21 protein-coding genes are annotated in these 22,048 nt (G+C 65.6%); 12 read left to right on the top strand and 9 right to left on the bottom strand.

Going from position 1 to position 22,048, the window contains the following annotated elements:
- Nucleotides 1-35: 35 nt before the first annotated feature.
- The 3 genes from MHZ91_RS27200 to MHZ91_RS27190 all read right to left on the bottom strand — a co-directional run bounded on the left by MHZ91_RS27200 (nt 36) and on the right by MHZ91_RS27190 (nt 2,021).
- A complete protein-coding gene (locus tag MHZ91_RS27200) occupies nt 36-683 on the bottom strand; it encodes a hypothetical protein (protein ID WP_239216487.1) in 648 nt (215 codons plus the stop codon).
- 316 nt (nt 684-999) lie between these two features.
- Nucleotides 1,000-1,203, bottom strand: coding sequence for a hypothetical protein (locus MHZ91_RS27195; protein WP_239216486.1), 204 nt, complete (start codon nt 1,201-1,203; stop codon nt 1,000-1,002).
- A complete protein-coding gene (locus MHZ91_RS27190) occupies nt 1,200-2,021 on the bottom strand; it encodes a ShlB/FhaC/HecB family hemolysin secretion/activation protein (protein WP_239216485.1) in 822 nt (273 codons plus the stop codon). The genes MHZ91_RS27195 and MHZ91_RS27190 overlap by 4 nt, the downstream gene beginning before the upstream one ends.
- A gap of 382 nt (nt 2,022-2,403) precedes the next feature.
- On the opposite strand from MHZ91_RS27190, the gene MHZ91_RS27185 reads away from it, so the two are divergent.
- The 7 genes from MHZ91_RS27185 (at nt 2,404) to MHZ91_RS27155 (ending at nt 10,584) form a co-directional block, all read left to right on the top strand.
- Entirely contained in the window at nt 2,404-2,916 is a 513-nt protein-coding gene (locus MHZ91_RS27185; RefSeq protein ID WP_054415947.1) for a winged helix DNA-binding protein, read from the top strand.
- 9 nt (nt 2,917-2,925) lie between these two features.
- Nucleotides 2,926-4,779: a dipeptide ABC transporter ATP-binding protein gene (locus tag MHZ91_RS27180; protein WP_255810839.1), complete on the top strand. Its 1,854-nt coding sequence runs from the start codon at nt 2,926-2,928 to the stop codon at nt 4,777-4,779.
- Nucleotides 4,780-4,829: 50 nt separating this feature from the next.
- Nucleotides 4,830-6,356, top strand: coding sequence for an ABC transporter substrate-binding protein (locus MHZ91_RS27175; protein ID WP_175123554.1), 1,527 nt, complete (start codon nt 4,830-4,832; stop codon nt 6,354-6,356).
- Between the two features lie 179 nt (nt 6,357-6,535).
- Nucleotides 6,536-7,459, top strand: a complete 924-nt coding sequence (locus tag MHZ91_RS27170) for an ABC transporter permease (RefSeq protein WP_175183897.1) — start codon at nt 6,536-6,538, stop codon at nt 7,457-7,459.
- 5 nt (nt 7,460-7,464) lie between these two features.
- Nucleotides 7,465-8,331 (top strand): ABC transporter permease, encoded by an 867-nt coding sequence (locus MHZ91_RS27165; protein ID WP_175123556.1) that lies wholly within the window; start codon nt 7,465-7,467, stop codon nt 8,329-8,331.
- A 39-nt stretch (nt 8,332-8,370) separates the two neighbouring features.
- Nucleotides 8,371-10,110 carry a peptidase M14 gene (locus tag MHZ91_RS27160; RefSeq protein ID WP_239216484.1) on the top strand — a complete coding sequence of 580 codons (1,740 nt, stop codon included), beginning with the start codon at nt 8,371-8,373 and terminating at the stop codon, nt 10,108-10,110.
- A gap of 36 nt (nt 10,111-10,146) precedes the next feature.
- A complete protein-coding gene (locus tag MHZ91_RS27155; RefSeq protein ID WP_175123558.1) occupies nt 10,147-10,584 on the top strand; it encodes an acetyltransferase in 438 nt (145 codons plus the stop codon).
- A 10-nt stretch (nt 10,585-10,594) separates the two neighbouring features.
- Here MHZ91_RS27155 and MHZ91_RS27150 read toward each other — a convergent pair whose 3' ends face one another.
- The 6 genes from MHZ91_RS27150 to MHZ91_RS27125 all read right to left on the bottom strand — a co-directional run bounded on the left by MHZ91_RS27150 (nt 10,595) and on the right by MHZ91_RS27125 (nt 15,858).
- The gene (locus MHZ91_RS27150; protein ID WP_218344685.1) at nt 10,595-10,807 is read right to left on the bottom strand and encodes an oxidoreductase-like domain-containing protein; all 213 of its coding nucleotides are present in this window, start codon (nt 10,805-10,807) and stop codon (nt 10,595-10,597) included.
- A 47-nt stretch (nt 10,808-10,854) separates the two neighbouring features.
- The gene (locus tag MHZ91_RS27145) at nt 10,855-11,400 is read right to left on the bottom strand and encodes a GNAT family N-acetyltransferase (protein ID WP_175123560.1); all 546 of its coding nucleotides are present in this window, start codon (nt 11,398-11,400) and stop codon (nt 10,855-10,857) included.
- A gap of 223 nt (nt 11,401-11,623) precedes the next feature.
- The gene (locus MHZ91_RS27140; RefSeq protein ID WP_239216483.1) at nt 11,624-13,177 is read right to left on the bottom strand and encodes a lytic murein transglycosylase; all 1,554 of its coding nucleotides are present in this window, start codon (nt 13,175-13,177) and stop codon (nt 11,624-11,626) included.
- Between the two features lie 73 nt (nt 13,178-13,250).
- Entirely contained in the window at nt 13,251-14,609 is a 1,359-nt protein-coding gene (locus MHZ91_RS27135; RefSeq protein ID WP_239216482.1) for an MATE family efflux transporter, read from the bottom strand.
- 78 nt (nt 14,610-14,687) lie between these two features.
- Complete coding sequence (locus MHZ91_RS27130) at nt 14,688-15,053, bottom strand: sel1 repeat family protein (protein WP_175138143.1); 366 nt, start codon at nt 15,051-15,053, stop codon at nt 14,688-14,690.
- A gap of 43 nt (nt 15,054-15,096) precedes the next feature.
- Nucleotides 15,097-15,858: a hypothetical protein gene (locus tag MHZ91_RS27125; protein WP_239216481.1), complete on the bottom strand. Its 762-nt coding sequence runs from the start codon at nt 15,856-15,858 to the stop codon at nt 15,097-15,099.
- A gap of 124 nt (nt 15,859-15,982) precedes the next feature.
- On the opposite strand from MHZ91_RS27125, the gene MHZ91_RS27120 reads away from it, so the two are divergent.
- The 5 genes from MHZ91_RS27120 (at nt 15,983) to MHZ91_RS27100 (ending at nt 21,896) form a co-directional block, all read left to right on the top strand.
- Nucleotides 15,983-16,918 (top strand): LysR family transcriptional regulator, encoded by a 936-nt coding sequence (locus MHZ91_RS27120; protein ID WP_175123564.1) that lies wholly within the window; start codon nt 15,983-15,985, stop codon nt 16,916-16,918.
- Nucleotides 16,919-16,966: 48 nt separating this feature from the next.
- Nucleotides 16,967-17,917: an adenosine deaminase gene (locus MHZ91_RS27115; protein ID WP_175138142.1), complete on the top strand. Its 951-nt coding sequence runs from the start codon at nt 16,967-16,969 to the stop codon at nt 17,915-17,917.
- 186 nt (nt 17,918-18,103) lie between these two features.
- The gene (locus tag MHZ91_RS27110) at nt 18,104-19,372 is read left to right on the top strand and encodes a carboxylesterase/lipase family protein (protein WP_239216480.1); all 1,269 of its coding nucleotides are present in this window, start codon (nt 18,104-18,106) and stop codon (nt 19,370-19,372) included.
- Nucleotides 19,373-19,444: 72 nt separating this feature from the next.
- Nucleotides 19,445-20,392: a tripartite tricarboxylate transporter substrate binding protein gene (locus MHZ91_RS27105; RefSeq protein ID WP_175123567.1), complete on the top strand. Its 948-nt coding sequence runs from the start codon at nt 19,445-19,447 to the stop codon at nt 20,390-20,392.
- Between the two features lie 115 nt (nt 20,393-20,507).
- On the top strand, nt 20,508-21,896 hold the full coding sequence (locus MHZ91_RS27100; RefSeq protein ID WP_239216479.1) for an amidohydrolase: 1,389 nt from the start codon (nt 20,508-20,510) through the stop codon (nt 21,894-21,896).
- The last annotated feature ends 152 nt before the right edge of the window (nt 21,897-22,048 follow it).

The following is a 22,048-nucleotide window of genomic DNA, read 5'->3' as shown; positions in this document are numbered from 1 at the left end:
GGTTAGCAAAATACCATCCGCATTTGCGGTGTGTCTTACTTGCCGTACGCATCCCTAGGCTTTGCAAAGCGCATTTCCCCAAACTTTTCGCACTGATACGGGTGTTTTTCAGTACACCGCTTTAGCATGGTCCGCGCCAGTTTGTCCGCAACACTTGCTGCAATGTTCTGCGCTGCCGTGGAAGGACCTCGATTGGAAAAATCGCGCAGCGATATCGGATATGTATCCTCGGCAAGGCCCCGATACTCCCCGGACTCTGCGTCGTACAGTCGAATGTTGACGCCAACGCTGGGAGGGTACTGTTCGTACCCGGCAAATCCGTTGGGTTTCTCAACGGCTACAACATACCTTGCACCGATAGTCGAAGCGTCTTCTTTCAGTGTGCTCGGCCTGGCTGTTTTCGGGTCCGACTTGCGGGTCCTAATCGTCGCCACGATTCCCGCGGCATCCATTGCGCTTGGAAGCTCCTTGTTCAACGCTGTGCATACCGCCTCGCCTGCATAAGCAGCTGGATAGGCTGTTCTCGCCCCGAGCATGCCGACCCCATCGATTTCTTTTTTGAAATCGCAGTCAGATGTATAAAGCAACACTGGGCTGATTTCTTCTTCCGGCGCCGGATTCGAGGTTAGATGCAGGAGGCGAAGCCATGATGAATGAGCAACCAGAAAGAGCGAATAGAGCAACTACTGCAAAGGTCTTCGATGTGCCAATCATTGCATTCCCATCATCCTTAGTGCAAAGATCTAATTCCATTAAATCACCTGACTAAGCGCACCACAAAATTTTCACTGTATTTTTATTAGATTGTTTCTGAAAAACAGTTGATCACTGTCAGCCTTCAAGAGCATGAAAACTCAGATCAAAAAACGCCCTCGCACCTTCGGCAATCACTTAAACACAGTCTATTTCCGGCCAGCGGAACGGGCCTGGATTAACGAGCGTTAAGAACTGCGAGGCCAACCACGCACTCTTGGGTGAATAAATCATACTATTTAGCCCTCACCTCTCACGCCCGAAGGGCTTAATCCCCACCGCCGCCGCTTTAGAGGCATACATTCCAACCGCACCGACCACCATTCCAACGAAAGCGAACAAATAAATATCCAACCACAAGCCAATAGCACACATCGCTATTCCAAAAATAGAAAGCAACCCGCGAACAGGACGAGTAAGATTTCCATCCTTTATAAATTTCAATTTCACTTGCCGCCCTTTGCCGTATTTATCAACACACCACTTTCTTTCGCGAGTTTGCGCGCATTGCTGTTCCACGAGACCGACAGCTGGTCGTACAGGAACAGCGGGGAATCCAGCGTCAGGCCGGCATTGATCTGGTATTTGCCGACGGTGTCCATGCCACCGTTGTCGCCGCCCAGATAGCCATGCCAGCGCTTGCCCGTGCCGGGCTTGATGACGATGTCGGAGTCGCCCGCGACGGGGCCTGGCGCGATGTCGATGGCGGCGTCGGTCTGGCTGCCAAGACGGCGGATGTTCTCGAGCGCCTGGTCCAGGTCTCGCTGGTTCAGTTCGCCGCCCGGGCCCGTGGGCAGCGCCGTGCGCCACCAGCCGATGGCGCCCAGGCTTTGCACGGCGGAGATGCGGCCCGGCAGATACCGCAGCGTCAACGAGCCGGCCGCCAGCGATTGTTCGGGCACGACGACCCGCGCGGTGATCAGGCCATCATCGAGCAGCAAGCCGATCAGGTGTTCCTGCAGCGCGCGCAGCCCGCGGCCGCCGACGCACTCGCCAAGCACTGCCACCATGGCGCTGGTCAGGCGTGCCGGCGGTTCAGCGCCCTCCCAGATGACTTCCCGCACGGCAAAGCACGGGCTTTCCTCCGGTAGCGCCAACTCGCGCGCGGCGTCCACGAACGGCGCCGACAGGATGTCGGGCCGCTCCGCCGCGCGGGCGCGGTGCGCGTCGATCTCTTGTTCCTGCCGGCGCTGGATTTCCGTTGCCGTAGGAGGTGTCTGCGGTGCCGGCTGGCCCAGGACGGGGCCGGCGCTTGCAGACGCGAACACTGCCGCCCAGATCCCCTTTGCCAGCCAGCACTGCCGTGATCGTCTGCCGGGCCAAGTGTGGACAGCCGCCAGGCGGCGTTGGTGTACGCACCGCCGCGTCGGAACGGCCGCGTCCGAGCGTTGACCAGCATGGTTTTTGGGCATTTTTTGCTTAGGTGGGATAGGCGACGTGGGGAGTGCGCAGGCCTCAGAACCGTGTCTCTGTTGACAATTGTCAGAACAGCCTTCGCGAGGAACGCATTTGTAAATCGCCGCCCTATCACCCCGGAATCAGAGAAATCCGAAAGCTCAGACCGGGTTAACCCGAATGCACCCATATCAACAAATCGTCAATAATTCACCAACGTTTTGTCGCCGATCCGTCCCTTTGCCTGACTCACCCATGCCTGTATCCGTCCGGGACGCCATCGTTTCGTCTTCCCACCTCGCCTCGTCCGCTCCTGAGCTGTCCGAGGTCGAATTCGGCCTGATCATCGCGTCGCATGCGTTCAATCGCTGGATGGTGCGTTGCATGGCCTGCGCGGGACTGCCCGAACTCACGTCGCTGGACATCCTGGTGCTCAACCACGTGTTCCATCGGGGACGGGGCAAGAAACTGGCGGACATCTGCTTCACCCTGAATGTCGAAGACACCCATCTGGTGAACTACTCGCTCAAGAAGCTGGAGCGTCTGGGCGTCGTTCAAAGCGCCAAGACCGGCAAGGAAGTGATCTACACCACGACCGATGCCGGCGCGGCCGCGATCCAGCGCTACGCCGAGGTGCGCGAGCAGTGCCTCGTCAAGCCGTTCATCGACTCCCCCGCCGCAGACGACGCCAGCCATCAGTTGGCCAACACCCTGCGCGCCCTCTCGGGCCTGTACGACCAGGCTGCCCGCGCCGCCACCTCGCTGTGAGAATCCACGTTGTCTAGCACCACCGCTTCTTCTTCCGCTCCGCTGCTGTCCGTGCGCGGCGTCTCGGTCGACTTCAATACCGACACCGGCGGCATTCGCGCCGTCGACAACCTGGATTTCGACGTGCGGCCCGGCCGCACGCTGGCGATCGTGGGCGAGTCCGGTTCCGGCAAGTCCGTCACGTCGATGGCGATCATGCGCCTGACCGACTACAACGGCGGACGCATTTCCACCGGCCAGATCCTGTTCCGTGACGGCGACGATCGCGAGGTCGATCTGACCCAGGCGAGCGACGAACAGATGCGAGCGATTCGCGGCAACGACATCGCGATGATCTTCCAGGAGCCGATGACGTCGTTGAACCCGGTGTTCACGATCGGCGACCAGATCGTCGAAGCCATCATGCTGCACCAGCAGCTGTCACGATCCGCGGCGCGCCAGTCCGCACGCAAGCTGCTGGAAAAGGTGCGCCTGCCCGACGCCGAACAACTGCTGGACCGTTATCCGCACCAGTTGTCCGGCGGCATGCGCCAGCGCGTGATGATTGCGATGGCGCTGTCGTGCCAGCCGCGCCTGTTGATCGCCGACGAGCCGACGACGGCGCTGGACGTCACCATCCAGGCGCAGATCCTGAACACCATCCGCGAGTTGCAACGCGACCTGGGCACGGCCGTGATCTTCATCACCCACGACATGGGCGTGGTGGCCGAGATGGCGGACGATGTGGTCGTGATGCTGCGCGGCAAGAAGGTCGAGCAAGGCACCGTTCAAGACATCTTCAACGCACCCAAGCATCCGTACACGCGCGCGCTGCTGGCCGCCGTGCCGCGTCTGGGCAGCCTGACTGGCCGCGACCTGCCGCTGCGCACGCCGCAGACCGTGCTGGAAGGCGACACGTTGCGCGAGGTGGGCGAGACCCGCGAGCAGGACACGGCCTCCTACGATGAACCCGTGCTGCGCGTGGACAAGCTGACCACGCGTTTTGACGTGGGCCACAACCTGTTCGGCCGCGTGACGCACCGCGTGCATGCGGTGGAGCAGGTCAGCTTTGACGTCTATCCCGGCGAGACCCTGGCGCTGGTGGGCGAATCCGGCAGCGGCAAGTCCACCATCGGCAAGACCTTGCAGCAACTGGTGGCGCCGACTTCCGGCGCCGTGCGCTACAACGGGCAGGACATTTTCTCGATGGACAGTGCCGGGCGGCAGCGCCTGCGCCAGGAGATCCAGTACATCTTCCAGGATCCGTATGCGTCGCTGGATCCGCGCAAGACCGTGGCCTTCAGCATCGCCGAACCGATCCGCACGCACGGCCTGCTGACCGGCGAAGACGCCATCGCGCGCCGGGTGGGCGAGCTGCTGGAACAGGTGGGACTGAAGCCCGAACACGCCACGCGCTATCCCCATGAGTTCTCGGGCGGCCAGCGCCAGCGGGTGTGCATCGCGCGCGCGCTGGCCAGCAATCCTAAATTGATCATCGCGGACGAATCGGTGTCGGCGCTGGACGTGTCGATCCAGGCGCAGATCCTGAACCTGCTGATGGACCTGCAAAAGGACCGTGGGCTGTCGTATCTGTTCATCACGCACGACATGGCGGTGGTGGAAAAGGTCAGCCACCGGGTCGCGGTGCTGTACCTGGGCCAGATCGTCGAGCTGGGCACGCGCCGCCAGATCTTTGAATCGCCGCAACATGCCTACACGCGCAAGCTGCTGGCTGCGGTGCCGGTGGCCGAGCCCGGCCGCCACATCGACACGTCCCTGATCGAAGGCGAGATCCCCAGCCCGGTGCGCCGGGTTGGCGATGAGCCTGCCATCGTTCCCCTCTTCGAGTTCGCGCCCGGCCATCAGGTCGCCCGCGCCGCCTGAACCTCTTTCATCCGTCGGTCCGACCCGATTTCCCGTCCCTGGAGGCGACCATGCAATTCCTTCGCACCACCCTCTCCGCCACCGCGCTGACCCTGGCCCTCGCCGCCGCGCTGCCCGTTTCGACGGCGCAGGCCGCCGGCACGCTGAACGTGGCCATCAACCAGGATCCGGGCAGCTGGGATCCGATCGACACCTTCGTGACGTTCTGGGGATCGGTCGGCAGCAATCTGTACGACGGCCTGACCATGCGCGGCGCAGACCTCAAGCTGCAGCCGGGTCTTGCCACCAGCTGGGAATACCTGGACGACAACAAGCGTCTGCGCTTCAAGCTGCGCGAAGGCGTCAAGTTCCACAACGGCGAGCCCTTTAACGCCGAAGCCGTCAAGTTCACCTTCGAGCGCCTGCTGGGCGCGGAAGGCGCCAAGGGCCCGCAGAAGTCGAACTACGACTCGATCGGCGAGGTCAAGGTGGTGGACGAGTACACGGTCGACTTCATCCTGAAGCAGCCGGATCCGGTGCTGCTGACCAAGCTGGCAGGCTACGGCGCGATGATCGTGCCGCCCAAGTACATCACCGAGAAAGGCGAAGACAACTTCAACACGCACCCGGTCGGCACCGGTCCGTTCAAGTTCGACAGCTACCAGCCCAAGGTCAACGTGACGCTGGCGCGCAATGACGACTACTGGGGCGGCAAGCCGAAGCTGGACAAGGTGGTGTACCGCTTCATCGGCGAACCCGGCACGCAGGTCGCCGAGCTGCAGGCCGGCCGCATCGACATCGCCACGCTGATCCCGCTGGGCCTGATCGAAACGGTGAAGAAGTCGGGCAATGCCGACGTGATTTCCACCGGCGGTCCGGTGGCCTTCGCGCTGCGCTACAACACCAAGAACGGCATCACGCAGCACCGCGACGTGCGCCGTGCGCTGATCATGGCGGTCGATCGCGACGCCATCGTCAAGCAGCTGCTGCTGGGCCAGGCCAAGACGATCGCCAGCTTCCAGGGCCCGCAGTCGTTTGGCTTCAACCCCGAGCAAAAGCCCCTGCCCTTCAATCCCGCCGAAGCCAAGAAGCTGCTGGCCGCCGCCGGCGTGAAGCCGGGCGCCACGGTGCAGATCGACGTGCGCGGCAGCGATTCGAACTTCCGCGAAGTGGCGCAAGCCGTGTCGGGCTACCTGCAGGGCGTGGGCGTGCGCGCCACCATCAAGCCGTATGAAACCGGCGTGCTGCTCAACGACATCATCCCCGGCGGCAAGACCGGCGAAATGTGGCAGAACCAATGGGGCGGCTGGACGTACGACTACGACAACACCGCGTACCTGATGTACCACTCGGGCCAGAAGTGGAATCCGTACGACAACGACCCAAAGCTGAACGCCATGCTGGAAGCGCAGCGCACGGTCTATGACGTGAAGAAGCGCGAAGGCATGCTGCAGGAGATCGCCGCGTACGTGGCCGATCAGGCGCTGGAATTGCCGCTGTACAGCCTGAACACGATCGTGGGCGTGAACAAGCGCGTGAAGAACCTGGAAGTCCCCGGCGACATCCGCTTCCGTTTCGTCGAAACCGCCATTGAGTAAGTCCCCGAATAGTAAGTCCCCCCCAAGCGCTTCGCGCTTCCCCCAGGGGCATGCCTGCGGACCGGCGGAGCCCGGATCCGCGGCATCCCGCTTGGGGTGTGCCTCGTTGAAGCAGTGACGATGGTTGTTGCAGTCTTAACATTACTGACCCGCACCGGTGCAAGCCGGGGCGGCGCCTTATGACCGGATTTCTCATCAAACGCGTGTTGCAGGCCGTCTTCGTGATCGTGGCTGTGACGCTGCTTGTTTCTTATGCCGTGCGCCTGACCGGCGACCCTGCTCTGATGCTGAGCCAGGGGTCGGGCAGCGTGACCGAACAGGACCTGGCCAACATCCGGCAGGCGCTCGGGTTGAACCGGCCGTTCCACGAACAATATCTGTCGTATATGCAGGGGCTGCTGCATGGCGATTTCGGGCGCAGCTTCATGGGCGGCACGCCGGTCGCCAAGCTGATCGGCGATGCGCTGCCCGCGACGCTGATGCTGGCGTTCACGTCGCTCCTCGTGTCCATCCTGATTTCGCTGCCGCTGGGCATCCAGGCGGCGATCAAGCGCGGCAAGGCGACCGACCAGGCCATCCGCATCTTGTCGCTGGTGGGCCTGTCCTTCCCCAATTTCTGGCTGGCGCTGATGCTGGTGCTGCTGCTGTCGATTACTTTCCCGCTGCTGCCGCCGTCCGGCTGGAGCGGGCCGGCCAGCCTGGTGCTGCCGTCGCTGACCATGGCGATCATTCTCAGCGCCACCAATATCCGGCTGGTGCGCACGACGATGCTGGAAACGCTCTCGGCGCAATACATCATGGTGGCGCGCAGCAAGGGGCTGAAAGAGCGCATCGTGCTGTACAAGCATGCGCTGCGCAATTGCGCCATTCCGCTGATCACGTATCTGGGCCTGCAATTCGGCGGCCTGATCGGCGGCATCGTCGTGATCGAGATGGTCTTCAACTGGCCCGGGCTGGGCACGCTGGCCTTCGACGCCATTTCCGGCCGCGACTATCCCGTGCTGCAAGGCACCGTCACGGTGCTGGCCACCGTCATCGTCCTGGTCAACCTGATCGTCGACATCGCCTACGGCATTGTCGATCCCCGTATTCGCACGCGCTGAGCATCATGCAGACAACCACTTCCCCCGCCGCCCCCAAGGCCATGAAGCCGCGCAGTCGCTATCGCTCGCTGGAATTCGTGCTGGGCGCGCTTCTGACCGGCGTCATGGTCCTGCTGGTGCTGGCATCCGGCTGGCTGTTTCCGGACGGCGGCGAATCGATGGACCTGGCCGCCCGCCTGATGGCCCCGTTCTCGTCGGCCGCGCATCCCTTCGGCACCGATCCGCTGGGCCGCGATGTGCTGGCCCGCGTGATCGTCGGCGGCAAGATTTCGCTGCTGGTGGGTTTTGCCTCGGTGCTGGGCGGCGCGCTGCTGGGCATCGTGATGGGTCTCATCGCCGGGTACTACCGCGGCTTCTGGGACATGATCGTGATGCGCTTTGCCGACGTGCAGCTGGCGCTGCCCTTCATTCTGGTGGCGATCACGTTCATCGCCATCCTGGGCGGCGGGCTGTTCAACGTCATCTTCTTCATGATCGTGTCGCAATGGGTGCAGTACGCTCGCCTGGTGCGGGCGCAGGTGCTGGCGTTGCGCGAGCGCGAGTTCGTGCTGGCCGCGCGCGCCTTCGGGGTGCGCGACCTGGCGATGATCCGCCACCACATCGTGCCCAACCTGCTGGGTCCGCTGGTGATCCTGATGACGCTGAACGTGGCCAACAACATCCTGCTGGAAAGCAGCCTGACCTTCCTGGGCCTGGGCGTGGATCCCATGATCCCGAGCTGGGGCGGTATGCTTGCCGACGGCCGCACGTACATGCAGACGGCCTGGTGGGTCAGCGTGTTTCCCGGGCTGGCCATCATGCTGACGGTGCTGGGCCTGAACCTGCTGGGCGACTGGCTGCGCGACCGCCTGGACCCGACCGGCAAGGTCTGAAGAATCGATCCGCGCCACGGGCCGGAAGGAATGTTGAGTATGTCGTTGCTGGACAAGAGTTTCGATCGCACGCTGGACGCCTGGACGCACGCCTACATGGCGCCGGCCTGGCGCGGCGCGGTCGTGGAAGGCTGGGTGTTCGAAGGCGTGGACGCCCGGCGCGCCGCGCAGGCCAAGCTTGAGCAGGCGGGCGTGACGGCGCGCTTTCGCAGCGCGTACAAACCGCTCGTGCACTATTTCCTTGAAGAGGTGGAGCGCGAGGGCCTGGTCTCGGCCGAGATCCGCTATCCGCTGCACGAACACGCGCAGGCCAAGCGCTTCACGCTGGAGGCCTATCCGCTCGTGGCGATGCTGAAAGACGTGCGCGTGACGATGCTGCCCGGCGCCGACGATCTGCACTACGACGTGCGCCTGGCGTATGCCGACGGGCGCACGCTCGACACCCGCGTGTTCGCGCCGAACCAGCTTGGGCATGCGCCGGACGGCACGCCGGAGCTGTCGCCTACCGGCTGGCTGCGCGTGCAGGACGCCAGCGGCGCCGTGCAGACCGATGCCGCGCAGGCCACCGAGTACCAGTTGCTCTTTCGCAGCATCCTGGACACGGTTCGCAACCACACGTGGGGCGCGCACGAGCCGTATTTCGACCGGCTGGAAATCCGCGTGGATCTGCCCGGCATCGACTTCGCCCTGCCGGTGGACGAGGAAATCGTCAGCACGTTCGAAGCGCTGCACGAGGACATCTACTTCTCGCTGCTGGAGCACTTTCAGCAGCATTCCGGCCGCCCCTCCGGCGACCGCGGCCTGCAACCCGGCCAGATCATTCCCGACATCCGCCGTCACGACGGCGCGCCGCGCGTGCAGATCTCGGTGGAGCCCTTCGCCCCGGTCGCTCCCGTGACGCCGGCCGCGCTTCCCGGTCCGCTGGCGCAAGCCCGAGAGCCGTTGTCGGCCGCGCAGATCGCCGGCTGCATGGCGGCCTTTGGCGGCGACACCTTCCAAGCCGTGTCACGTCAAGGCCGACCCGTGTTGGGCACCTATGTGCGCGGGTCCGGCCCGGCCGTCTTCATTTCCGGCGCGCAGCATGCCAACGAAACCTCTGGTGTCGTGGGTGCCTTGCGTGCGGCCGAGGCGTTGGCCGCACGTGGCGACGCGCATTTCGCATTGATTGCCTCCGAGAACCCGGACGGCTATGCCCTCTTCAACCGGCTGCGCGAGCACCACCCGCGCCACATGCTGCACGCGTCGCGCTACAGCGCGCTGGGCGACGACATCGCCTACCGCGAACGCGCGCCGTTCTTCGAACGGGACGGCCGTCACCAGGCGCATGCGATCAGCGGCGCGCAGTTGCATATCAACCTGCATGGCTATCCCGCGCACGAATGGACGCGTCCGCTGTCGGGTTACCTGCCGCGCCACTTCGAGCTGTGGACCATTCCCAAGGGGTTCTTCCTGGTCCTGCGCCATCATCCGGGATGGGCCGACCGCGCTCAGCGGTTGATCGAAGGCGTCACCGCGCGGCTGGCGCGCAACGTGCCGGGGCTGGTGGAGTTCAACGCGCGGCAGTTGGAACTCTTTCACGCCCATGCGCTCGAAAAGGGGTTTGACGTGCTCAACGGCATCCCCGTGCAGGTCACGGAGACCGATCGCGAGGAACTACCCATGGCGCTGATTTCGGAGTTTCCGGATGAAACGGTCTACGGAGACCGATTCGTTTTCGCGCATACTGTGCAGATGGAAACCGTCCTGGCAGCCACGGACCTGTATCGCGCCGGGCTTTAGCGGCTTACCGGTGTCTGACACCCAAGCAACAAGAAAATGAAAATCCGAGAACGCAACCACGGCGACGATCTGGCCCTGGTGGACATCTGGCTCCGTTCGGTGCGCGCCACCCACACTTTTCTGACTGAAAAGGAAATCCAGGCCATGTACCCGCAGGTGCTGAACACGTACCTGCCGTCCGTCAGGGTCTGGGTCTGTGAGGACGATGCCGGCGAAGTGGCCGGCTTCATGGGTCTGACCGGCAACAAGGTCGAGATGCTGTTCGTGGATGCCAACAAGCGAGGCAAAGGCGCTGGCCGCCGCCTGCTGAATTTTGCGCGATCGCTGCACGGCACGCTGCTGGTGGACGTGAACGAGCAGAATCCGCAGGCGCATGGCTTCTACAAGCACTACGGATTTCAGGACGTGGGCCGCTCGGCCTACGACGACTCGGGCCGTCCCTTTCCCATCATCCACATGAAGCTTGCCGGCTGAAGCATCCGCTTCAGTTGCCGTGCGCCTCGTGCCGCGCGCGCCACGCCTTCAGCGCTTCGCGGTAGCGGTCCATCGCTTCGTCGTAAAGGTCATAGACGCAGGGAATGCACCCGCTGTTGCAGCATTCATCAGGCGCGGGACGCTCGGGCGGAACAGGCGGCGGGTCGCCGCCCGAAATTGCGGCGGGGCTCGACTTGCCGCCAGTCGGTTTCTTCGTGCTCATCGCGTCATGTTAGCGCCGCGCACCCAGCTCGGGCACGTCGCGCGCCTTCACACGCCTTCCCGCTTGCGCCAGTCCGCCCGGCGGATTTCGTAGCAGACCTTGGGCTCCGGCGCGTCGCCGGTCATGCCGACATAACGCAACCCGGTCTTTTCCATGACGCGTTGCGACGCCAGGTTTGAACGCAGCGCCACGGCGCCCAGCACGTCGACGGGCAGCAGGCGAAACCCCAGCCCGATCAGCGCACGCGAAATCTCCGGCGCGAAACCCTTGCCCCAGCAGTCGGGATGCAAGGCATAGGCCAGTTCAACACTGGCCCGCCCCGGCGCAGTGGACACCTTCAACCCCGCGCGGCCCGCGGGCCGACCGGTGTCGCGGTCTTGCAGCACATACATGCCATAGCCATGCTCGGTCCAGTGGACGATGTTCTGCGCCACATAGCGCCGGCTGGCCGCCGCGTCGCGCGTGCCTCCCATGGACTGCATCAGGTCGGCATTGGCGTGCATTTCGATCATGAACGGCAAATGCGCCTGGGACATCCGGCTGGCGGACAGGCGCAGGGTCTGGAAATCGTCGGGAAACTCGGCGGACGGCATGGGAGTCGGAGGCGATGGCGGACGAAGTTCGGGGACGGGCTGGCCGTCCGGATGACGGACCCGCCGATCATACCGGCCGGCACGGTCTTGCACACTTGCGCCTAACCCTCACCCGCGCTGCAGCCCCACGAGACTCCAAAGGAAAACCGCAGCGTGCTCGCAGAGGCCGGCCAAGGCCGCAGCGGATTCGCCGCGGCCCGCCGCTGCGCCATCGGCGCCTCGCTTATTGCTCGGGATACGCACGCATGGCGGCGGGCTGCTCCGCCACCAGCGCGTCCAGGATGCGCTTGCCCACCCGGCCGTCCTGCGGCAGGTTCAGGCGCGCCTGCTCCGCCCGCACGGCATCGCGCGTCTTGCCGCCCGGGATGCCGTCGGCCACCCCGATGTCATGGCCGCGGCCATAAAGCTGCTTCTGCAGTTCCTTGATCTGCGCGCGGGACAGGCCGGGATCGTCGGTCGGCCATGCGGTCACCAGCGCCGGGCCGCCTTGCAGGCGGTTCAGCAACAGCGACACGGCCAGGCCATAGCGGCGCGACTGGTTGTAGTGCAGGATGGCGTCGAAATTGACCGTGGCCAGGAACACCGGTCCGCGCGCGCCGGTCGGCGCAAACAGGTACGCCTGCTGGTCATTGCCCGAAGGCAGCTTCAACACCGAGCCGTCTCCTTGCTTGACGCCGGCCTGCGCCCATTGGGCGATCGTGCGGCGGTCCTTGGATCCCACGTACTCGGCGTCGGGCTCGGGCGGGATCGCGGCGGCCAGCTCGGCCGGCACGCGCACTTCCACGACGGCGGGCAACCCATGCGTCCATTGGGCGCGGCGCTTGCGCAGATGGTTTGCCGTGGAGGCCAGCGCGTCGGGCAGCGAGTTGTAGAGGTCGATGCGGCCGTCGCCATCGCCGTCGGCAGCCAGTTCGTAGAACGAAGTCGGAATGAATTGGGTCATGCCGAACGCGCCGCTCCAGGATCCGACGAACTTGTCGGCGGGCACGGTGCCGTCGCGCAAGAGGCGCACGGACGCGTAGGCGTTCTTTTCCCAGAGCGGCTTGTTCTCGGTGCAGGCGCGCGTCAGCCAGGCATTGAGCACGTCGGTCTTGCCGACCTGGCGGCCGTAGTTGGTTTCGATGCCGAAGATGGCGACCAGCGTGGCGGGATCAACCTGGTACTGCTGGCTGATGGCGCCAAGCTCCTTGCCGTATTTGGAGAGCACGGCCTTGCCGTCCTGCACGCGCTCGTCGTCGACCGTCTTGGCGATGTAGTCCCACCAGCTTTCGCGGCCCTCGGGCTGGCCCTTGGCCGACGCGACGGTCGTGGGCAGCAGCGTGGCGTTGGCCGTGTACTTGTCCCAGTCGGCGACGGTCAGGCCGTTGGCCGTGGCGCCCTTGCGCAGCTTGTCGATGCAGGCCTTGGTGTCGAGCTCGGTCGGGACGATGACGGTCGGCGCGGCGGCGGCGGCGGGCGCGGCAGACGCAGCAGGTGCAGCCGGAGCAGCGGCAGCAGCAGGCGCGGCAGACGGAGCCGGCGCGGCGGCGGGGGCCACAGAAGCGGCGGGTGCCGCAGCGGGCGCGGCATGCGCGGCCGGCGCCGGCGTGTCGTCAAAGCTGCGTTTGGGTTTGAGCACGGGCTGTTGCTGTTCCGGCGCGGGCGTCTGGACACGCGATCCTGTGGCCGATCCGGGCGACTGCGCCTGCGCGGCGCTGGCGGCAGCGGCGGTCAGTGCCGCGGCCAGCAGCACGCGGGAAAGGCTGTCGATTCGAGGACGGGAGAAACTCTGGCGCATGGCTTTCCTGAAAAATCGAAGTCAGCCGGGATCGTACCGCGACCAGCCGCCGAAATCGAACGCGCCCCCCCTGCTAGGCCGCCGCGCCGTGCTGGAATCCCGCCGGTGGCGCGCGCAGCACGCGCCGGCACAGCCACATCGCAATCAGGCTGAAAATCGCAAAGCCGCCCATCTGCCCCAGCATCACGCCCTCGGGCCCGCCCAGGTGCGCGCCCAGCCACACGAAGGGTATGGTGCCCACCGTGGCGCGCAGCCAGCCGATAGCGGTGGAATACGTGGCGTATCCCAGGTTGTTGAACACCGAGATCGCGACGAAGAACAGGCTGTTTAGCGCCCACGCAAAGCTGCCGACGCGGCAGAAGAAGACGATCAGGTCGCGCCCGGGCCCCGTGACCCGGAAGACATCCGGCATCCACGGCGCCAGCACCGCCAGCGCGACAGCCGCCGAGAACCCATACAGCAACGCCCAGCGCGTCGTAAGCGCCACGGTGGCCTTCACGCGGTCCCAGTGGCCGGCCCCCAGGTTCTGCCCGAGGATCGGGCCGATGGCGCCGGGCAGCACGAAGAACAGCGAATAGGCCAGTTGCAGCAGCCGGTCGACCACCGTGGCGCCCGCCAGCACGCTCGGACCGAAGCTGGAATAGGTAGAGACGGTAAAGATGACCGCCGCCGGCGTGGCCAGGGTGGTCAGCGCCGCAGGCAAGGCGATATTGCCGATGGCGCCCAGGTGCTCTCGTAGTTCCCGCGCGGGCGGCCAGGTCACCAGCCGGTGCTTGCGGAACACCAGCCAGGCGCCCAGCACCACGGTGGCGACGCGCCCCACCCCGCCAGCCCAGGCAATGCCCTCCATGCCGCCGTCCAGCACGAAGATGACGATGGGGTCGAGCACGGCGACCGTGCCGGTGCCGGCCAGCAGCACCCACATCGACTGCCGACCCTGGCCGGCCGCGCGCAGCAGATTCGACAGCATCATTCCGATACCCATGACCACCGCGAACGGCGTGGTGATGAGCACATACGACAGCAAATGGTCGCGCACGTCTTCGGCCAGGCCAATGGCGGCGGTGAACGGGCCGATCGCCGCCAGAAACACCGCACCCGCCGCCACCGCGGCGGCGGCCATCAGGATCAGCGACGCGCCCGCAAGCGTGCGCGCCCGGCCGGCGTCCTGGGCGCCAAGCGCACGCGAGACCAGCGCCGCGCCGCCCACCGTGACGCCGATGCAGACGGACGTGATGGTGAATTGCGTCATGGACCCGAAGCCCACCGCGCCCAATACGGCTTCGTCCTCGAGCGTGCCCAGGTAAAGCAGCGACAGGAACTCCACGGCGAAGACGGCCAGCATGCTGGCCCAGCCGGTCAGGATCATCTCGAGCACGTGCCCGCCGAGCGGGCCGGTCACGAAGCGGGCGTGGGATGCGGGTGCGTTCAAGGCAGGTCTGCCATTGCGCGACGAGGCGTGAGCGGCATTACTGGCGCGGGGCCATTGCGCGGCGTTGTTTGCGTGCCGTTATTGCGCAGCCTGCGGCGCGTCGCGCAATTGCGCCAGGCGCTGCACCGCCAGTTCATAACCCTGGGCCGCGGCGGCCTCGTACCAGCGCAGCGCTTCCTTCATGTCGAAGTGCTCCATGACGAGGCCCTGCATGTATTGGGCGCCCGGCTCGCCGCGTTGCGCGGCGGCCAGCATCGCCCGTTCGGCCATGCCGTCCTGGCGCGGCGATTCGCCATAGATGTGGGCGTTGCCGCCCTCGATGGTGCCGCCCAGCTCGCGCAGCGACGGCGGGGTTTGTATGAACAGCTGGCGCCAGAACATCGCGACCAGCACCACGAATAGCGCAAAAAAGAAGGTCCAGGTGAAAAGCCGTTTGGCGGTCATGTTTTTCTCGGTCTCGGTGAAGGCAGGCTCGCGCCCGCGGAATTCAGGGATGATTGGTGGCGGGCGCAAACCAGTATTGGAACAAATCGCCGCGATTGGTGTACCAGGGCAGCAGCATTCCGATGCTGTCGGACTCGCGTTGCACCGTCAGCAGCAGCCCGCCTGCGTCCTTGCGCAGAACGGCAACATGACGCCGCACACCCATGGATTCATGCTGGCGCCAATCATGCCGCACGCTGATCCATAGCCGGCCCTGCGTGCAACCGGCAGCGCGCCAGATCGTGTTGCCGGGGCGCATGGGCTCGCCGCCCGAGGCCATGGAGCTGGCGCCGTCGTCGTGGACGGCAAGTAGCGCGGCCTCGTGCGCACCTTGCCCATCACGCGTCTCGATCTGCCAACCGCGCGCATCAGCCACGAACGAAACGGTTGAGCGGGATGACGGCTTCCACGCCGGAAGCGGCGCATCGCGCATGCCCGGCAGGTCCAAGGGGTAAAGCAAAAATCCACGCAGGTCTTCGAGCAGGACAGCGTCGGCATCGCCCGCGCGGCGTTCGCCCTGGGCGCGATAAGTGCCGGTCAGGTCGGGACATTGCGCCGGATCCGACGGCAACAGGACTTGCGTGTTGTCTTTGAAGGACGGCCACCTCACGGCGACCTCGTCCACGCGCGACGCGGTGCAGCCGGCCAGCGCCGCGGCCAGCAAGGTGATCGTTGCGAGGACGCCGGCGCGTTTGGCGTTAGGCCAGCGTTCACGCTGGGTGACGCATTGCGCAGCACACCAGCCGCCCCGCTCCTTCAAAGTCAATGCCGCTCTCCCGTTGCAAGCCGAAGCCCATGCAGGCGTCGAACTATATCCCGAATCCCGCACTGCGTTGCCAAGCGCCCGGCGCGGGAGAATAATCGGCAAATCGCTTCCGCTCCCCTGCGCCATGACACCGTTCCGAGGCAAACTTCGCATCCGGCACCTTGAGATCGTGCTGACCGTCTCCGAATTGGGCAACCTGTCCAAGGCGGCGGCGCAGTTGCACAGCACGCAATCGGGCCTGTCCCGCGCGATCGCCGAGATCGAGGAGCTGGTGGGTGCGCGGCTGTTCGAGCGCACGGCAAAGGGCACGACCTGCACGCCGCTGGGCGACGCCATGTGCCGCCACGCGCGGCAGTTGCTGACCGGTTTTCGCAAGGCCGAGGTCGACCTGGCCGCCGTCTCGCGCGGTGAAGAAGGCAGCCTGACCGTGGGCTGCTTTTCCATGTTTGCGGGCTGGCCGGTGGCGCAGGCCGCGCGCGACTACCGCGAGGCGCATCCGCGCATCACGCTCACCATCGAGATCGGCACGCACGAACGGCTGATCGAGGACCTGGACGCCGGCGCGCTGGACGTGTTGATCAGCCGTTTCTCGTCCACCGTGAATCCGGAGATCTACCGGTCGACCACCCTGCTGGAGGATCCGGTGGTGCTGGCCTGCGCCACGCACCATCCGCTGACGCGCCTGCCGCAGGCCACGCTGGCCGATTATGTGGCCTATCCGTGGATCACCGCCCTGCCCGGCAGCCGCATCCGCGGCGAGCTGGAATTGTCCCTGCGCCAGGCCGGTCTGGCGATTCCGGATATGATCGGCGTCCTGTCGCTGGAATTCGGCCGCGAATTACTCGTGGACGGACACTACCTGTGGATGCTGCCCGGCAGCGTCGCAGCCGTCCGGCAGGCGCGCGGCGAACTCGCCGTGCTGCCGGCCCGTCCCGCCCTGCGCAGGTCGCCCCTTGCCGCCATCTGGCGCCGCGACCGCCCCAGCACCCGTCAGGCGCGCGCCTTCGCCGCCCAGCTCGAACGCACCATCCAGGCCGATGGCATCGCGCTGGCCGCATGAACCGCGCGCCGCATCCCGAACACGCACCTCATTCATACCGGAGCACCCATGTACGACTGGCTCAACGCATTGCCCAAGGCGGAATTGCACCTGCATCTGGAGGGCACGCTCGAACCCGAGCTGCTCTTCAAGCTGGCGCAGCGCAACGGCGTGGCGCTGCCCTGGCCCGATATCGACGCCCTGCGCGGCGCCTACAACTACAACAACCTGCAGGAATTCCTGGACCTGTACTACATGGGCGCGGACGTCCTGCGCACCGAGCAGGACTTCTACGACCTGACATGGGCCTACCTGCTCAAATGCCACGAGCAGAACGTGGTGCACACCGAGCCCTTCTTCGATCCGCAAACCCACACCGACCGCGGCGTGCCGTTTGAAACCGTGCTGAACGGCATCAGCCAGGCGCTGGCTGACGGCCGCAAGCAACTGGGCGTGACCAGCGGGCTGATCCTGAGCTTCCTGCGCCATCTGCCCGAAGAACAGGCGATGCGTACGCTGGAGCAGGCATTGCCGTATCGCGACGCCTTCATCGCCGTGGGCCTGGACAGCAGCGAACAAGGCTTTCCGCCGCGCCTCTTCCAGCGGGTGTTCGACCGTGCGCGCGCCGAAGGCCTGCCGGCCGTGGCGCATGCGGGCGAAGAGGGCCCGCCCGAATACATCTGGGAGGCGCTGGACCTGCTGAAGGTGCTGCGTATCGACCACGGCGTGCGCGCCGCCGAAGACCCGAAGTTGATCGCGCGCCTGATCGACGAGCAGATTCCGCTGACCGTCTGTCCGCTGTCCAACACCCGGCTGCGCGTTTTCAATCACATGCGCGAGCACAACATCCTGTCGCTGCTGGATGCCGGGGTGAAGGTCACGGTCAACTCCGACGATCCCGCCTACTTCGGCGGCTATGTCACCGAGAATTTCCACGCGCTCCACGAACACCTGGGCATGACGCGCGAGCAGGCGCAGGCGCTGGCGGACAACAGCCTGGACGCACGCATCGCCAAATAGCGGAAGGTTCCGATGGCGGGATCCGGGTCGCCACGGTCCGGACAGCCCCCATCCAGCCATGCGAGTTGCGCATGGCTATGTTCAAAACCGGAATGCCCGGCGCGGCACTTTCCTCCCTACCATTAGTCCGGCGGCAGCACAGATTGCCGCCGCTGGACGATGAACAACGATACAAGGGGCAGGAATATGAGTGAACGCGTGAAGGCGGCGCTGCGCACTGGCACGCTGGTTGGCGTGCGCGACGGCGGCGTGTGCCGCTATGGCGCCATTCCGTATGCGCAGGCGCCCGTGGGCGAACTGCGCTTTGCACCGCCGCAACCGGCGGACATTCGCGGCGAATTCGACGCTACGGGTACCGGCCCCGTCCCGCCGCAGTTGCCCTCGCGCCTGCGCGGCGCCATGGGCGATTTTGACGCCGAACAATCCGAAGACTGCCTGCACCTGACGATCTGGACGCCGGCGGCGGACGGCAAGCGCCGCCCCGTCGTCGTGTGGCTGCACGGCGGCGCCTGGCAAAGCGGCGGCGGCGCGCTCGACTGGTACGACGGCGCCCGCCTGGCCGAACGCGGCGACGTAGTGGTCGTGGCCGTCAGCTACCGGCTGGCCGCGCTGGGCTGGCTGTACGTGCCCGGGCAAACGGCCAACGTCGGCTTGCTGGATCAGGAACTGGCGATCGACTGGGTGCTGGACCACATCCAGGATCTGGGCGGCGATCCGGCGCGCATCACAGTCATGGGCCAATCGGCAGGCGCCTCGTCGATCTGCGCCATGCTGGCGCGCCAGCCGCGCTTCTCCCGCGCCATCCTGCAAAGCGCCGCGCTGGGCCGCGGCTTTCGCAGCGCCCAGCAGGCCGACGCGCTGGGTCAGGTCTTTCTGCGCGCGGCCGGCGCCGACTCGCTTTCGGTGGCGCGCGGGCTGCCGGTGTCCGCGTTGCTGGCGGCGCAGCAGGCGCCCGAGGTCGTGCAGGCCCTGCGGGCCGAAGGCAGCAGCCGCAGCCTGTTCTCGCCGGTGCTGGACGGCCAGGTGCTGCCGAAAGAGATCGCCCCGGCGCTCTTGACCGCCGCGGGCCGCGCGGACGTACTGGTCTGCTACACGCGCGACGAAATGGCCGCGTTCCCGGACCACGGCACCGACGCCGCCAGCCAGGAGATGGGCGACGCCGTGTTCGGCGCGCCCTCCCGGCTTTGGGCCCGGCAGGCCGTGGCCCAAGGCCGCAACGCCTGGCTGGCGCGCTTTGACGTCGCGCCGACGGACCGCTTCGGCGCCTGTCACTGCATTGAATTGCCGTTCGTGTTCGACACGCTGCAGGCATTTGCCGATGCCCCGATGTTGGCAGGACTACCTGCCGCGCAGGGCGAGCAACTGGCGCGCCAGACGCAGACCGCATGGCTGGCGTTCATCCGCGGCGATGCGCCGGATTGGCCGCAAGCGCCACACATGCAGATCCTGGCCTGAGCCCGCTACGCCACACGACAGGCGCCGGCCTTGCCGCCGCGCCCCGCATACCAACAACACAAGGGGAATTCCATGTTCAAGCAAACCTTCCTCGCGCTCGCGCTTGCCCTGCCGCTTGCCGCCACCGCCGCCTATCCCGACAAGCCGGTCAAGATCATCGTGTCCAATCCGCCCGGCGGTCCGGTCGACGTCATGCTGCGCGTCCTCGCCAGCAAACTCGGCGCGGCCTGGGGCCAGCCCGTGGTCGTGGAAAACAAGCCGGGCGCCTCGGGCATCATCAGCACCGGCGCACTGGTCAAGTCCGCGCCAGACGGCTACACGCTCGGCATGGTCGTCGCGTCGTCCGTGACCATCGTGCCGTTTGCGGTGGACAGCCTGCCGTTCGACACGCAAAAGGACTTGCAGCCCATCTCGCTGGTGGCGCGCACGCCGTTCATCTTCATCGTGCCCAAGGACAGTCCCCTCAAGACCTGGGAAGACTTCGTGCGCGAAAGCAAGACGCGAAACTTGAGCGTGGGCTCGTTCTCGATCGGCACCGCGTTTCACCTGGTCTGGGAACAGACGGCGCGGCGCGCCGGCATCAAGGCGCTGTACGTGCCGTCATCCTCGTCGGGCAAAACGCAGAATGACCTGATCGGCGGGCAGCTCGACGTGGGCCTGGACGCGCCGTCCAGCTCGAAAGGCCTGATCGACAGCGGACGGCTGCGGGCGCTGGCAATCACCAGTCCGCAACGCTTTGGCGGCCTGCCCGACACGCCCACGTTGAAGGAGTCGGGACTGGACTACGCACCGCAGCCGTGGATCGGCCTGATGGGACCGGCCGGCATCCCCAAGGACCGCGTCGCGCAGATCCAGAAGGCGGTGACCGACATCCTGAAAGACCCTGCGATGAAAGCGCAGATGGAAACGCTGGGCATGATTCCGATCGGCAGTTCGCCCGAGGAACTGGCGGCCACCATCGAGGCCGATCGCGCCGAGATGGGACCGCTGATCAAGGAGCTGGGCATCAAGCTGCAGTAGCACCGGCGCGCGGTAAATTCCGCGCAACGTAAGCACTGGAAACAGGGCCCCTTGCGCTGGGGCGCTCGGGTAAGATCCTTGTCAATAACAAGTTAACTACCCCGAGGAGGAGAGCATGCCGCAACGCAATTCCCTGTTCCGTCTGGCGCCCTTGGCGCTGGCCGCCCACCTGATCTTTTCCGGCCCGGCGGCCGCGCAAGGCGCGCCCGGCACGCAAGGCACGGTGCAACCCGCCGCCAACGCCGCGCTGGCCGCGCAGATTGACGAACGCGCCAAGGCCATCGAAGACAAGCTTATCGCGTGGCGCCGCGACATCCATCAGCATCCGGAGCTCGGCAACCAGGAACACCGCACGTCCAAACTGGTCGCCGATCATCTGCGCGCGCTGGGCATGGACGTGAAGACCGGCGTTGCGGGCACCGGCGTGGTCGCGGTCCTCAAGGGCGGCAAGCCGGGGCCCGTGGTGGCGCTGCGCGCGGACATGGACGCCCTGCCCGTCAAAGAACAGGTAGACGTGCCGTTCGCGTCCAAGGCCAAGGGCACGTACCTCGGCAAGGAAGTCGACGTCATGCACGCGTGCGGCCACGATGCGCACACGGCGATCCTGATGGCGGCCGCCGAAGTGCTGGCCGGCATGAAGGACGAGCTGCCCGGCACGGTCAAGTTCATCTTCCAGCCCGCCGAGGAAAGCCCCGCGGACTTCGAGCCCGACGGCAAGAAGGTCTGGGGCGCGAAGATGATGGTGCAGGAAGGCGTGCTGGACAATCCCAAGGTCGACGCGATCTTCGGTCTGCACGTGTCCAGCGCTTACCCGGCCGGCTGGCTGGCATGGCGCGCAGGTCCCGCAATGGCCGCCGCCGACCAGTTCTGGATCGACGTGACCGGCAAGCAGACGCACGGCGCGCGCCCGTGGTCCGGGATCGACCCCATCGTGGTCAGCTCGCAGATCATCCTGGGTTTGCAGACCATTCCCAGCCGACAGATCAACAGCATGCTGGAACCGGCGGTGATCACGGTGGGCGCCATCCACGGCGGCAACCGCATGAACATCGTGCCCGACAGCGTTGCGATGACCGGCACCATCCGGACATACGACGAAGGCATGAAGAAGGACATCCATCAACGCATCGCGCGCACCGCGGACATGATCGCGCAAAGCGCGGGCGCCAAGGCGGACGTGCGAGTCGTCGAGCTTTACAACGCCACCGTCAATCCGCCGGCGCTGGCCGAGCAGATGGGTCCCACGCTGCGGCGCGTGGCGGGCGAAGGCAACTATGGCTTGCAACCCAAGTCGACGGCGTCCGAGGACTTTTCGTTCTATCAGGAGAAGGTGCCCGGCATGTTCTTCTACCTGGGCGTAACGCCCAAGGGAACGGATGTCGACAAGGCCGCACCGAACCATTCGCCGCGCTTTCACGTTGACGAGTCGGGGCTCATCAACGGCGTGCGCGCGCTGTCGAACCTGACGGTCGACTACATGGCGAGCGCGCACAAGGGCAGTTGATCGTTCTTACCCGGATCGCCGATGCTCTCGCCGCGTCCATCGCGGAACGTGCATCGGCAACGGTGGCGACAGGCTTCACGCCTGCTATCGCTTCGGCTACCAGGACGGCATAAGCAAACGGCTACAAATTCTTTGTCAGCCGCCGCCCCGCT

This window comes from Achromobacter sp. ACRQX, assembly GCF_022346505.1.
GTDB classification, from domain to species: Bacteria; Pseudomonadota; Gammaproteobacteria; order Burkholderiales; family Burkholderiaceae_B; genus Achromobacter; species Achromobacter animicus.
The sequence above is the reverse complement of the archived record's forward strand: the minus strand, read 5'-3'. Positions and strand labels throughout refer to the sequence as shown.

Coding starts and splice junctions, on each gene's coding strand:
- MHZ91_RS27185 (WP_054415947.1), top strand. CDS start 2,404: ATGCCTGTATCCGTCCGGGACGCCATCGTTTCGTCTTCCCACCTCGCC.
- MHZ91_RS27130 (WP_175138143.1), bottom strand. CDS start 15,053: ATGACCGCCAAACGGCTTTTCACCTGGACCTTCTTTTTTGCGCTATTC.
- MHZ91_RS27175 (WP_175123554.1), top strand. CDS start 4,830: ATGCAATTCCTTCGCACCACCCTCTCCGCCACCGCGCTGACCCTGGCC.
- MHZ91_RS27140 (WP_239216483.1), bottom strand. CDS start 13,177: ATGCGCCAGAGTTTCTCCCGTCCTCGAATCGACAGCCTTTCCCGCGTG.
- MHZ91_RS27155 (WP_175123558.1), top strand. CDS start 10,147: ATGAAAATCCGAGAACGCAACCACGGCGACGATCTGGCCCTGGTGGAC.
- MHZ91_RS27160 (WP_239216484.1), top strand. CDS start 8,371: ATGTCGTTGCTGGACAAGAGTTTCGATCGCACGCTGGACGCCTGGACG.
- MHZ91_RS27105 (WP_175123567.1), top strand. CDS start 19,445: ATGTTCAAGCAAACCTTCCTCGCGCTCGCGCTTGCCCTGCCGCTTGCC.
- MHZ91_RS27110 (WP_239216480.1), top strand. CDS start 18,104: ATGAGTGAACGCGTGAAGGCGGCGCTGCGCACTGGCACGCTGGTTGGC.
- MHZ91_RS27120 (WP_175123564.1), top strand. CDS start 15,983: ATGACACCGTTCCGAGGCAAACTTCGCATCCGGCACCTTGAGATCGTG.
- MHZ91_RS27150 (WP_218344685.1), bottom strand. CDS start 10,807: ATGAGCACGAAGAAACCGACTGGCGGCAAGTCGAGCCCCGCCGCAATT.
- MHZ91_RS27115 (WP_175138142.1), top strand. CDS start 16,967: ATGTACGACTGGCTCAACGCATTGCCCAAGGCGGAATTGCACCTGCAT.
- MHZ91_RS27170 (WP_175183897.1), top strand. CDS start 6,536: ATGACCGGATTTCTCATCAAACGCGTGTTGCAGGCCGTCTTCGTGATC.
- MHZ91_RS27165 (WP_175123556.1), top strand. CDS start 7,465: ATGCAGACAACCACTTCCCCCGCCGCCCCCAAGGCCATGAAGCCGCGC.
- MHZ91_RS27145 (WP_175123560.1), bottom strand. CDS start 11,400: ATGCCGTCCGCCGAGTTTCCCGACGATTTCCAGACCCTGCGCCTGTCC.
- MHZ91_RS27100 (WP_239216479.1), top strand. CDS start 20,508: ATGCCGCAACGCAATTCCCTGTTCCGTCTGGCGCCCTTGGCGCTGGCC.